The 12,376-nt window shown below is 72.3% G+C and carries 8 protein-coding genes and 2 pseudogenes; 7 read left to right on the forward strand and 3 right to left on the reverse strand.

Features of this window, described 5'->3' with window-relative positions; translation table 11 throughout:
* The 7 genes and pseudogenes from UW392_RS60065 to UW392_RS60095 all read left to right on the forward strand — a co-directional run.
* Nucleotides 1–496 (forward strand): annotated as a pseudogene (locus UW392_RS60065) (prenyltransferase); the annotation flags it as partial.
* Nucleotides 493–1,365, forward strand: a pseudogene (locus UW392_RS60070) (sugar phosphate isomerase/epimerase family protein); the annotation flags it as partial. The pseudogenes UW392_RS60065 and UW392_RS60070, both read left to right, overlap by 4 nt.
* 548 nt (nucleotides 1,366–1,913) lie before the next feature.
* Nucleotides 1,914–2,618 carry an EboA domain-containing protein gene (locus tag UW392_RS60075; RefSeq protein ID WP_414497593.1) on the forward strand — a complete coding sequence of 235 codons (705 nt, stop codon included), beginning with the start codon at nucleotides 1,914–1,916 and terminating at the stop codon, nucleotides 2,616–2,618.
* Nucleotides 2,618–3,472, forward strand: coding sequence for a TatD family hydrolase (locus UW392_RS60080; protein WP_320783962.1), 855 nt, complete (start codon nucleotides 2,618–2,620; stop codon nucleotides 3,470–3,472). The genes UW392_RS60075 and UW392_RS60080 overlap by 1 nt, the downstream gene beginning before the upstream one ends.
* A gap of 3 nt (nucleotides 3,473–3,475) precedes the next feature.
* Nucleotides 3,476–4,648, forward strand: a complete 1,173-nt coding sequence (gene eboE, locus UW392_RS60085) for a metabolite traffic protein EboE (protein WP_320783963.1) — start codon at nucleotides 3,476–3,478, stop codon at nucleotides 4,646–4,648.
* A complete protein-coding gene (locus UW392_RS60090) occupies nucleotides 4,645–6,057 on the forward strand; it encodes an alkaline phosphatase family protein (RefSeq protein ID WP_320783964.1) in 1,413 nt (470 codons plus the stop codon). Before eboE ends, UW392_RS60090 begins: the two co-directional genes overlap by 4 nt.
* Nucleotides 6,058–6,242: 185 nt before the next feature.
* Nucleotides 6,243–7,400: a sugar phosphate isomerase/epimerase family protein gene (locus UW392_RS60095; RefSeq protein WP_320784026.1), complete on the forward strand. Its 1,158-nt coding sequence runs from the start codon at nucleotides 6,243–6,245 to the stop codon at nucleotides 7,398–7,400.
* Nucleotides 7,401–7,480: 80 nt separating this feature from the next.
* Here the strand turns inward: UW392_RS60095 and UW392_RS60100 are convergent, their stop codons facing one another.
* From UW392_RS60100 to frc, 3 genes are all read right to left on the reverse strand, one after another.
* Nucleotides 7,481–8,866: an OFA family MFS transporter gene (locus UW392_RS60100; RefSeq protein WP_320783965.1), complete on the reverse strand. Its 1,386-nt coding sequence runs from the start codon at nucleotides 8,864–8,866 to the stop codon at nucleotides 7,481–7,483.
* 122 nt (nucleotides 8,867–8,988) lie between these two features.
* The gene (locus UW392_RS60105) at nucleotides 8,989–11,133 is read right to left on the reverse strand and encodes an acetate--CoA ligase family protein (protein ID WP_320783966.1); all 2,145 of its coding nucleotides are present in this window, start codon (nucleotides 11,131–11,133) and stop codon (nucleotides 8,989–8,991) included.
* Nucleotides 11,134–11,137: 4 nt separating this feature from the next.
* Nucleotides 11,138–12,370 carry a formyl-CoA transferase gene (gene frc, locus UW392_RS60110; RefSeq protein ID WP_320783967.1) on the reverse strand — a complete coding sequence of 411 codons (1,233 nt, stop codon included), beginning with the start codon at nucleotides 12,368–12,370 and terminating at the stop codon, nucleotides 11,138–11,140.
* Nucleotides 12,371–12,376: the final 6 nt, after the last annotated feature.

Consider the following 12,376-nt stretch of genomic DNA (forward strand, 5'->3'; position numbering starts at 1 on the left):
CGCGGCCACCGCGGGCCGCACGCGCCCGGCGCTGCCCTCGGCGGCGCTGCTCGGCAGCCACACCCTCGCCGTCACCGCCGTCTCCCGCCGCGAGACCACGGGCGGCTCCGCCCTCGCCCCGCTGGCGGCGCTGGCCACCACCGGCCTGCTGGCCCGACTGGTCTCCGGCCGGCCCCACCGACTCCCGGCAGGCCGGCGGGCAGCAGCCGCTCCCGGCCTGCCGGGCCCGGGGCGACCGGTTCCCGTTCCGCCGGGGGCCGCGATCACCGCGGGGCTCTCCGCCGTCTACGCCCTCACGGCAGCCGGGCCCTACGCGCACGCCGCCCTGAACCCCTCACCCCCGCTCACCCAGCGCGCCGTCGGCGGCGGAATCCGCGCCACCGTCCCGCTCCAGGCCGCCCTCACCGCCCGCTCCGGGGCGCACGCCACCGCGCTGCTCGTCGCCGCCCTGGCCCCACTGGGCCGGCGTCTCGGACGGAAGGTGAGCATCACATGAGCGACCCGCAGCGGCCTCCGGCCACCGCGCCCCTCCGTCTCGGCTACGGCACCAACGGGCTCGCCGACCTCCGTCTGGACGACGCCCTCGGTCTCCTCGCCGACCTCGGCTACGACGGCGTCGGACTCACCCTCGACCACATGCACCTCGACCCGCTCGCCCCGGACCTCGCCGCCCGCACCCGCCGCGTCGCCCACCGGCTGGACTCCCTCGGCCTGGGCGTCACGGTGGAGACCGGCGCCCGCTACGTCCTCGATCCGCGCCGCAAACACGGACCCTCCCTCCTCGACGCCGACCCGGACGACCGGGGCCGCCGCACCTACCTGCTGCTGCGGGCGGTCCGGGTCGCCGCCGACCTCGGCGCCCACGCCGTCCACTGCTTCAGCGGGATCACCCCCGACGGCACCGCCACAGAGACGGCCTGGGACCGCCTGGCGGCGGCCCTCGCGCCCGTCGTCGACGCCGCGACGGCCGCCGGAGTCCCGCTCGCCGTCGAACCCGAACCCGGTCATCTCCTCGCCACCCTTGCCGACTTCCACCACCTCCGTCAGGCTCTCGGCGACCCCGAGGCCCTCGGCCTCACCCTCGACATCGGCCACTGCCAGTGCCTCGAACCGCTCCCTCCCGCCGACTGCGTACGCGCCGCCGGACCCTGGCTGCGGCACGTCCAGATCGAGGACATGCGCCGCGGCGTCCACGAACACCTTCCCTTCGGCGACGGGGAGATCGACTTCCCGCCGGTCCTCGCGGCCCTCGCCGCCACCGGCTACCAGGGCCTGACGGTCGTCGAACTGCCCCGCCACTCCCACGCCGGCCCCCACTTCGCGGCCCACTCCCTCGGCTTCCTGCGGAGGACGTCACCGGCTTCGGCGAATGCCGGACCGGCCACCTCCGCGAGGGCTGAACGGGTCGCCTCAGGGAATGCCGGACCGGCCGTCTCAGCGGTTGCCGGACCGGCCGCCTCAGCCGATGCCGGACCAGCCGCCTCAGCGGGTGGTTGGCCGGGTGCCTCAGCGAGGGCCGAACGGGTCGCCTCAGCGGATGCCGGCCCGGATGCCCCCGTGGGTGCCGACCCGGGTGTCTCCGCAGGTGTCTCCCTAACCGGGTCACCGCCCCCCGCCGGCACCACTCCCGTTGATCCTCCCGCCGCGACCGATCTCCCGGTGCGGGCCGCCCCACCTTCAGGCGTGCCCTCCGCCACCCCACAAGGGAGCCCCAGATGACACACCCGCGAGCCGCCGGGCCGCCCCGGCACCCGGACGTCACCGCCCGCGCCGCCGCCGACGTCGATGACACCACTCCCGCCACCGCCGCCGACGGCACCGCCCCCGCCGACGGCGCCCCCGTCACCACCGAGGACGCTCCCGCCGCCGACACCGGCGCCGCACCGAACGCCGCTGACTCCCGTACCGGCGCCCTGCGCGACGCCCACCACCGGCGTGACGATGCCGCCTCCCTCCCGCTCTCCGACTCCCTCGCCGACCTGCGCGCCACCCTCACCTCCCGGCTCGACGCCTCCGCCCGCACCTGGCTCGCCCGAGCCCTGGACGAGGCGTCCGCCCGCCCCGGCACCCACGGACCTATCTCCGCATGGGAGCTGCGCCTCGCCGAGGCGGGCCGCCGTTGCGGTCCCGCCCGCGCCGACGCCGCCCGCGTGCTGATCCTGCACGCGGCCCGCGCCGACACCGCCGACCTCACCCGGGTGTACGACCAGGGCACCGCCGACGAACGCCGAGCCGTCCTGCACGCCCTGCCCCACCTCGTGTCCGGCCCCGACGCCCTCCCGCTCGTGGAGGACGCCCTGCGCACCAACGACACCCGGCTGCTGGCCGCCGCCGTCGGCCCCTACGCGGCCCGGCACCTCGATCCCCACCAGTGGCGGCACGCGGTGCTGAAGTGCCTGTTCACCGGTGTGGCCGTCGACCACGTGGCGGAGCTGGACCGGCGGGCCCGCGGCGACGCCGAACTCGCCCGCATGCTCGCCGACTACGCCGCCGAACGCACCGCCGCCGACCGGCCCGTCCCCGGAGACCTGCACCGCGTCCTGGCCCTGACCGAGCCCGCGACCTCGTCGCCGCCCCCGTCGCCCGGCCCGGCAGACCCCCACGGCAAGGAGTCCTGATGCGCATCTTCGACCCCCACATCCACATGACCTCCCGCACCACCGACGACTACGAGGCCATGCACGCCGCCGGCGTCCGCGCCGTCGTCGAACCCGCCTTCTGGCTCGGCCAGCCCCGCACCTCCGTCGACTCCTTCCGTGACTACTTCGACTCCCTCCTCGGCTGGGAACCCTTCCGCGCCGCCCAGTACGGCATCGCGCACCACTGCACGATCGCCCTCAACCCCAAGGAGGCCAACGACCCCCGCTGCCTCCCCGTCCTCGACGAACTGCCCCGGTACCTCGTCAAGGACAGGGTCGTCGCCGTGGGCGAGATCGGCTACGACTCGATGACCCCCGCCGAGGACACCGCTCTCGCCGCACAGCTCCAGCTCGCCGCCGACCACGGCCTGCCCGCGCTGGTGCACACCCCGCACCGCGACAAGCTCACCGGCCTGCGCCGCACCCTCGACGCGGTCCGCGCCTCAGCGCTGCCCCTCGACCGTGTCCTGGTCGACCACCTCAACGAGACCACCGTCAAGGAGGCCAAGGACAGCGGCGCCTGGCTCGGCTTCTCCGTCTATCCCGACACCAAGATGGACGAGGCCCGCATGGTCGCCGTGCTGCGCGAGTACGGACCGGAACAGGTCCTGGTCAACTCCGCCGCCGACTGGGGCCGCAGCGACCCCCTCAAGACCCGCAAGGTCGCCGACCTGATGCTCGCCGAGGGCTTCGACGAGGACGACGTGGACCGCGTGCTGTGGCGCAACCCGGTCGCCTTCTACGGCCTGAGCGGACGCCTCGACCTCGACCTCGACGTCGGCCGGCCCGACGCCACCCACGAGGGCAACTCCATCCTGCGCGGCGGTGAGTGAGCGATGCGCTTCCGGCACCCCGACGGCTCCGTCGTCCACCTCGCCTACTGCACCAACGTGCACCCCGCCGAGACCCTCGACGGCGTCCTCGCCCAGCTCCGCGACCACTGCGAGCCCGTCCGCCGCCGCCTGGGCCGCGACCGCCTCGGCATCGGCCTGTGGCTGGCGCGCGACGCCGCCCACGCCCTCGTCACCGACCCGGCGGCGCTGCGCGGCCTGCGCGCCGAACTCGACCGGCGCGGCCTGGAGGTCGTCACCCTCAACGGCTTCCCCTACGAGGGCTTCGGCGCCGAAGAGGTCAAGTACCGCGTGTACAGACCGGACTGGGCCGACCCCGAGCGCCTGGAGCACACCACCTCCCTGGCCCGCGTCCTCGCCGGGCTGCTCCCCGACGACGTCACCGAGGGCAGCATCTCCACCCTCCCCCTGGCCTGGCGCACCGCCTACGACGACGCCCGCGCCGAGAAGTCCAGGGCCGCCCTGGTCACCCTCGCCGAACGCCTCGACGCCCTGGAGGAGCTGACCGGCCGCTCCATCCGCGTCGGCCTGGAACCCGAACCCGGGTGCGTCGTCGAGACCACCCACGACGCCATCGCCCCGCTCACCGCGATCGCCCACGACCGCATCGGCATCTGCGTCGACACCTGTCACCTCGCCACCTCCTTCGAAGAACCGGACACCGCCCTCGACGCCCTCGCCGCGGCCCGCGTCCCCGTGATCAAGTCGCAGCTCTCCGCCGCCCTGCACGCCGAACACCCCCGTTCGCCCGAGGTCCGCCAGGCCCTCGGAGCCTTCGCCGAACCCCGCTTCCTGCACCAGACCCGCACCACCACCGCCACCGGCGAGCTGCACGGCACCGACGACCTGGACCAGGCCCTGACCGGCACCGAGCTGCCCGACACGGCGCCGTGGCGCGCCCACTTCCACGTCCCGCTGCACGCGGCCCCCGCCGCGCCCCTCACCTCCACCCTCGACGTCCTCACGACCGTGCTGACCCGCCTCGTCGGCGGCCCGCATCCCCTCACCCGCCACCTGGAGGTGGAGACCTACACCTGGCAGGCCCTCCCGCCCGAGCTGCGGCCCCGGGTCCGCGCCCAGCTCACCGACGGCATCGCCGCCGAGCTGACCCTCGCCCGGGAACTCCTCACCGACCTCGGCCTGAAGGAACTGCCGTGACAGCCGCCGCCACCGGGACCGCGCCCGGCACGGACCCCACACCCCTCCTCGTCCTCGACGTCGTGGGCCTCACCCCCCGTCTGCTCGACCACATGCCGCACCTCAAGAGGCTCGCGCAGGCCGGCACCCGCGCGCCCCTCGGCACCGTCCTGCCCGCCGTCACCTGTGCCGCCCAGTCCACCTTCCTCACCGGCGCGCTCCCCGCCGAACACGGCATCGTCGGCAACGGCTGGTACTTCCGCGAACTCGGCGACGTCCTGCTGTGGCGCCAGCACAACGGCCTCGTCACCGGCGACCGCGTGTGGGACGCCGCCCGCCGCGCCCACCCCGGCTACACCGTCGCCAACATCTGCTGGTGGTACGCGATGGGCGCCGACACCGACTTCACCGTCACCCCCCGCCCCGTCTACTACGCCGACGGCCGCAAGGAACCCGACTGCTACACCCGGCCCCCGGACCTGCACGACGAACTCACCGAGAAACTGGGCACCTTCCCCCTCTTCCACTTCTGGGGACCCGGCGCCGACCTGGTCTCCAGCCAGTGGATCATCGACGCCACCCGGCACATCCTGCGCACCCGCCGGCCCGACCTGGCCCTGTGCTACCTCCCTCACCTCGACTACGACCTGCAGCGCTTCGGCCCCGACGACCCGCGCTCCCTCAAGGCGGCGGCCGACCTGGACGCGGCGGCGGCCCCGCTCCTCGACGACGCCCGCGCCGAGGGCCGCACCGTCGTCGTCCTGTCCGAGTACGGCATCACCCGGGTGGAGCGGTCCGTCGACATCAACCGCGCCCTGCGCCGCGCCGGCCTCCTGGAGGTGCACACGCAGGACGGCATGGAGTACCTCGACCCGATGGCCTCCCGCGCCTTCGCGGTCGCCGACCACCAGATCGCCCATGTCTACGTGCGCCGCCCCGAGGACCTCGCCGCCACCCGAGCGGTCCTGGAGGAACTGCCCGGGATCGACCGGCTCCTCGACGACGAGGGCAAGAAGGCCCACCACCTCGACCATCCGCGCGCCGGTGAACTCGTCGCCGTCGCGGAGCCGGACGCCTGGTTCACGTACTACTACTGGCTCGACGACGACCGCGCGCCCGACTTCGCGCAGCTCGTCGAGATCCACCGCAAACCCGGCTACGACCCGGTCGAGCTGTTCATGGACCCGCTCGACCCCTACGTCAAGGTCAAGGCGGCCACCGCCCTGGCCCGCAAGAAACTCGGCATGCGCTACCGCATGGCGGTCGTGCCGCTGGACGCCTCACCTATTCGCGGCAGCCACGGCCGCCTTCCCGCGAGCGACGACGACGGTCCGCTCCTCATCTGCTCCACCCCCCGCGCCTTCGGTGACCGCGTCGCGGCCACCGATGTCAAGCAACTCCTGCTCCGGCTGGCCGGACTCGACCGGTGAACGGCCGGGTACGGCCGTGAGTTCCAGCTACGGAAAGTGAAGCACGCACCACTGACAGTGGCCCGTCCCGCACCGTCGGAACGGGCCCCGACAGAAGGCAGGCACCCGTGACCCGCAGCCCCGACAGCCCACGCACCGATGCCACCGCCACCGCCCTCGCCGCCACCGACGGCCCCGGCGAGGCCCTGCGCCGCAGCCTCGGTGTCGGCCGCCGCCGCTTCCTGACCACCTGCACCGCCGTCGCCGGCGCCGCGATAGCGGCCCCGGTCGTCGGCGCCTCCCCGGCCCTGGCCGGGAGCGAGAACAGAACCCCCGGCCGCGACCAGGACCACGGTCACGGTCACGGACATGGCCACGGCGGCGAGGTCCTCGTCCCCGCCGGCAAGCGCGGCATCATCCTCTACACCGTCCGCGACGCCACCGCCCGCGACCCGCTCGCGAGCGACCTGCCGTCGGGCTTCCGCGAGGTGTTCAAGCAGCTCGCCCGGCACGGCTACCGCCAGGTCGAGTTCGCCGGCTACAACCAGCACGCCAACGCGCCCGGCGGCGCGAGCCTGGAGTCCGTCGAAGGCGCGAAGCTGCTGCGCCGCTGGCTGGACGAGTACGGGCTGCGCGCCCAGGGCAACCACGGCTTCATCCCGCCGTCCTGGCCGCTGACCACCGCCGACCTGGACACCTTCAAGAAGCACCTGGAGATCGCCAACATCCTCGGCATGGACCACATGGGCACCGGCGGTGACCCCACCGGCAGCGCCTACCGCGCCGACTGGGACGTCGCCGCCGACAAGTGGAACGCCATGGGGAGGATCGCCCGGCGCGAGGGCATCAAGCTCTACACCCACAACCACGACGCCGCGTACGGCTTCCTGCTCGACGGCGGCCCGCTGGACGACCAGGGCCGGCCCACCCGCTCCTCCGGCATCCGCAAGCTGGAGTACTTCCTGAAGGTGACCGACCCCGCGTACGTCTGGCTGGAGATGGACATCTTCTGGGCGCACGTGGCCCAGTACAAGTTCCACACGTACACCGCCCACGACGGCTCCACCCGCAAGCGGGTCTTCGACCCGGCCGGTGTCGTCGAACGCCACAACAGGCGCTTCCCGCTGTTCCACGCCAAGGACGGCGTCGTCAGCACGACCAACGGCATGGGCTACGACATGGTGCCCTTCGGCACCGGTGTCATCGACTACACGACGTTCTTCTCCCGGGTCGGCGAGCGGGACTACCGCAACCCGATGATCGAGGACGACAACTCGCCGAGCGCCACCGACCCCGCGCAGTCGCTGCGCGAGGCGAAGATCAGTTACGACAACCTCGCCGCCCTGCGCAAGCGCCGCCGCTGACCCCGCGGACCCGGAAACCGGGCGGCCCCTCCCGTACAGCTCGGGAGGGGCCGCCCGGTTCCGTGCGGGCACTGTACGGGTCAGGACATCTCCTCACCGAGAGGCTGCGGGTTGGGGCGGACACCACGCGGCCTCGGCCTGCCGGGCGGCGTCAGGAACAGCGCGATGAAACCGGCGAAGAACGAGATGCACCCCGCGAGGATGAAGGCACCGGAGTGCCCCCAGGCGCCGACCACCACGGAGCCCATGCCGGCGCCGAGACCGGAGACCAGCTTGGAGCTGTAGACCATGCCGTAGTTGGTCGCGTTGTTGTTCTCACCGAAGTAGTCCGCGGTGAGCGCCGCGAACATGGGGAAGATGGCGCCTCCGCCGAAGCCGGAGACCGCCGAGAAGATCAGGAACATCGGCAGGATCTTGGCCTCGGCCGACCAGATGATGCCGAACTGGGCGAGCCCCAGGATGACGCAGACGGCGAGCAGGCACTGCTTGCGGCCGTAGCGGTCGGAGAGCCAGCCGATGACTCCGCGCCCGGTGCCGTTGACGATCGCCTTGAGGGACATCGCGGTGGCCACGATGCCGCCCGCGAAACCCGCCTCCTCACCGATGTCGACCTGGAAGGCGATACCGAAGATGTTCACGCCCGACGTACAGGCGAGGCAGAACCACATCAGCGCCACCCGGCCGGTGCGCCAGGCCTCCAGCGGGGTGTACTGCTTGACCGCCGGCGGGTTCTTCTCCAGGGAACGACGCGCGCGCGGGTCCTCCGGCGGGTGCAGCGGGTCGATGCTCGCGGGCCACCAGTTCTTCGGCGGGTCCTTGAAGAACGAACCCGCCACCGCGACCATCGTGGCCAGCAGGACACCCACACCGACCAGCACCCAGCGGAAGTTGGTCAGGTCCATGTAGCCGGTGAACAGGAAGACGAACGGCACCGAGCCGTAGGCGAAGCCGCCGTTGACGAAGCCCGTCTTGCCGCCCCGGCGCTCCGGGTACCACTTGCCCACCATGTTGACGCAGGTGGCGTACACCATGCCCGCGCCCATGCCGCTGAACATGCTGAAGCCGATGTAGGCGAAGACGACGTGCGGCGCGAAGGCCAGCGACAGGTACCCAAGGAGTGTCCCGGCCGCGCCGAGCATCATCGCCCAGCGGGCGGGCAGCCTGCCGCTCTCCCGCAGCCTTCCCGCCGGGAAGGCCACCGCGGCCTGGAAGAACACCCAGACGGTCATCATCCAGAAGATGTGGCCGCTGTTCCAGTGGTGCGCGGTATGGAGGGTGTCCTCCGCGGAGGCGAACGCGTACTCGGCGGAGGAGATCCCCATCATGCCCACCCAGGGCAGGATCACCATCCATTTGCGCTTGCGCCCCATGATGTCGATATCGGTCTCACCAACCCGGTAGACCCGGCCGTTGGCGTCCGTCACCTCCCGGTACGGGACGGAGGTGGGTAGGTCGGTTGTGGTCATGACGGTCGCACCCCTTGCGTCGAAAGATCTGGCCAGCGCCCCCTGCCCAAATGGCTTCCGTGTGCGCACGGGACCTGGGTCCGGCCGACGCGCACCGCCGGCCGGACCCGCCTGAGGTCACCTCATCGACCGCCCCCCAACAGTCCCGCCGCCCTGGCCCAGCGGTACTTCGCACCGAGCACGGCCACCGGTTTCTCGGTCGTGTACGGGTACGCCACGACCCCCCGCTCGAAGAGGTACTGGGACGCCTCCTCCACCTCCACGTCACCCGCGAGCGAGGCCACCACGGGTTTCTCGACGCCCCGTTCGCGGAATTCGGCCACCACGCGCGCGGTGAGTTCCGCGAACACCATGGGAGGCGTGACGATGGTGTGCCAGTAGCCGAGGACCAGCGCGTGGACGCGCGGGTCCTCCAGGCCGAGGCGGATCGTCGCCTCGTACGTCGACGGCGGCTCGCCCCCGGTGATGTCCACCGGGTTGCCCGCGGCGCCGAAGGGCGGGATGTGGCGCCGGAAGGCCGCGTCCAGGTCCGGCGGGATCTCCATCAGCGACAGCCCGTTGTCGGTGACCGCGTCCGACAGCAGTACCCCGCTGCCCCCGGCGCCGGTGATGATGACGACGTTGTCGCCCTTCGGGGCGGGCAGCACCGGCAACGCGCGCGCGTACTCCAGCATGTCGTTCAGACCGGGCGCCCGGATCACCCCCGCCTGCCGCAGGATGTCGTCGTAGACCGCGTCGTTCCCGGCGAGCGCCCCGGTGTGCGAGCCGGCGGCCCTCGCGCCCGCCGCGGTACGGCCCGCCTTCAGCACCACGACCGGTTTCCTCGCGACCGTCGCCCGCGCGGCGTCCACGAAGGCTCGGCCGTCCTTGAGGTCCTCCAGGTGCATGGCGATGCACTCGGTGTGCGGGTCCTCGCCGAACCAGGTGAGCAGGTCGTCCTCGTCCAGGTCCGCCTTGTTGCCGAGCCCGACGATCGCCGACACACCGGTCTTCGTGGCCCGCGCGAAGCCCAGGACGGCCATGCCGATGCCGCCCGACTGGGAGGTCAGCGCGACACCGCCCTTGACGTCGTAGGGCGTGCAGAACGTGGCGCACAGGTCCTGCCACGTCGAGTAGTAGCCGTAGATGTTCGGACCCAGCAGCCGCACGCCGTACCGTTCGGCGACGGCCACGATCTCGTCCTGGAGGGCGTGCTCGCCGGTCTCCGCGAACCCGGAGGGAATCAGCACGGCGTTCGGCACACCCTTGCGCCCCACCTCCTCCAGAGCCGCGGCCACGAACCGCGCGGGTATCGCGAAGACCGCCACGTCCACCTCACCGGGCACGTCCGTGACACTCCGATACGCCTTGCGGCCCAGGATGTCATCGGCCCTGGGGTTCACCGGGTGGATGTCCCCGGCGAATCCGCCGTCGACGAGGTTGCGCATCACCGAGTTGCCGATCTTGCCGGCCTCGTTGGAGGCGCCGATCACGGCGACGGAGCGCGGCTGCATCAGCCGGCGCATCGACGTGAGGATCTCCTCGCGCGAGTAGCGGCGGCGGGGTTTGCCGGGCGCATCGCAGAGAAGCACACGGATGTCGGCGGCGACGGCCCCCTCCGCCGTCGCGATCACCGGATTGAGGTCGACCTCCGCGATCTCGGGGAAGTCCGCGACGAGTTCGGAGACGCGGCGGATCTGCTCCGCCACCGCCCACCGGTCCACGCCCTCCTGCCCGCGCACCCCGCGCAGCACCTCCGCCGCCCGGATCGAGTCCAGCATGGACAGCGCCTCGTCGGCGTCGACCGGCGCCAGCCGGAACGTGACGTCCTTCAGGACCTCGACGAGCACACCGCCGAGTCCGAACGCCACCACCTTCCCGAACGTCGGGTCGGTCACGGCGCCGACGATGACCTCCTGCCCGCGCGGCAGCAGCTCCTGCACCTGCACGCCATGGACGCGCGCCGTCGCGTCGTACGCGCGCGCGTTGGCGACGATCCGGTGGAACGCGGCGCGGACGTCGGCGGCCCCCTCGACACCGACGACCACACCCCCCGCGTCGGTCTTGTGCAGGATGTCCGGCGACACGATCTTCATCACGACGGGTCCGCCGAAGCGCGCGGCGCACGCCACCGCCTCCTCGACGTCGGCCGCCAGCTCCTCGCCGGGTACGGCGATCCCGTACGCGTCGGCGACCACCTTGCCCTCGGGCGCGGTGAGCGACGTCCGGCCCTCGGCGCGCACGGCGTCCAGCAGCGCGCGGACCCGTACCGTCCGGTCCTCGGCCATCACCTCAGATCACCCCGCTCGACTTCAGCAGGCGCAGTTCCTCGTCACCGAGGCCCAGCTCGCCGACGTAGACCTCCGCGTTGTGCTCGCCGAGCAGCGGTGAGCTGCTGACCTCGACGGGGGAGTCGGAGAGTTTGAGCGGGCTGCCGACGGTGACGAACTCGCCGCGCTCGGGGTGCGGCACGCGCACGACCATCTCGTTGTCGGCCAGCGACCGGTCCTCGATGATCTCCTTGGTGGACAGGATCGGCCCGCACGGGATGTTGCGCGCGTTGAGCCGCTCCAGCACCTCCCACTTGGGCAGCGTGGACGACCACTCCTCGATCAGCTGGAACATCTTGTTCAGCCGCGGCAGGCGCGCCCGCGGCGTCGCCCACTCGGGGTCGTCGGCCAGCTCCGGCCGGCCGATCAGCTCGGTGAGCGGCTGCCAGCCGACCGGCTGCACGATGACGTACACGTAGTCGTTGGGGCCGCCCGGCGCGCACTTGACCGCCCAGCCCGGCTGGCCGCCGCCGGACGCGTTCCCGGACCTGGGAACCTCGTCGCCGAAGTCCTCGTTGGGATATTCGGCGAGTGGACCATGGGCCAGGCGCTGCTGGTCGCGCAGCTTCACCCGGCAGAGGTTGAGCACGGCGTGCTGCATGGCCACGTTCACCCGCTGACCGCGCCCGGTGCGCTCCCGCTGGTACAGCGCCGCGAGGATGCCCGCCACGGCGTGCACGCCCGTGCCCGAGTCCCCGATCTGGGCCCCCGTCGCCAGCGGCGGCCCGTCCTCGAAACCGGTGGTGGACATCGATCCGCCCATGGCCTGCGCGACGACCTCGTACGCCTTGAACGCGATGTACGGGCCCTCGCCGAACCCCTTGATGGAGGCGTAGACGATACGCGGGTTGATCTCCTTGATCCGGTCCCAGGTGAACCCCATGCGGTCCACCGCGCCCGGCCCGAAGTTCTCGACCATGACGTCCGAGCGCCGGATCAGCTCGGTGAGGAGTTCCTTGCCGCGCTCGGTCTTGGTGTTGAGGGTGATGCTCCGCTTGTTGCAGTTGAGCATCGTGAAGTAGAGGGAGTCGACGTCCGGCAGATCCCGCAGCTGTGTGCGGGTGATGTCACCGGTGGGCGCCTCCAGTTTGACCACATCCGCGCCGAGCCAGGCGAGCAGCTGGGTCGCGGAGGGACCGGACTGGACGTGCGTCATGTCCAGGACGCGGATGCCCTCAAGAGCCCTGTCGGTCATGGGGGT

The organism is Streptomyces sp. CRN 30 (assembly GCF_034105845.1).

Excerpts from the sequence above, each read along its gene's own strand:
- eboE (WP_320783963.1), top strand. The coding sequence starts at position 3,476 with ATGCGCTTCCGGCACCCCGACGGCTCCGTCGTCCACCTCGCCTACTGC.
- frc (WP_320783967.1), bottom strand. The coding sequence starts at position 12,370 with ATGACCGACAGGGCTCTTGAGGGCATCCGCGTCCTGGACATGACGCAC.
- UW392_RS60100 (WP_320783965.1), bottom strand. The coding sequence starts at position 8,866 with ATGACCACAACCGACCTACCCACCTCCGTCCCGTACCGGGAGGTGACG.
- UW392_RS60080 (WP_320783962.1), top strand. The coding sequence starts at position 2,618 with ATGCGCATCTTCGACCCCCACATCCACATGACCTCCCGCACCACCGAC.
- UW392_RS60105 (WP_320783966.1), bottom strand. The coding sequence starts at position 11,133 with ATGGCCGAGGACCGGACGGTACGGGTCCGCGCGCTGCTGGACGCCGTG.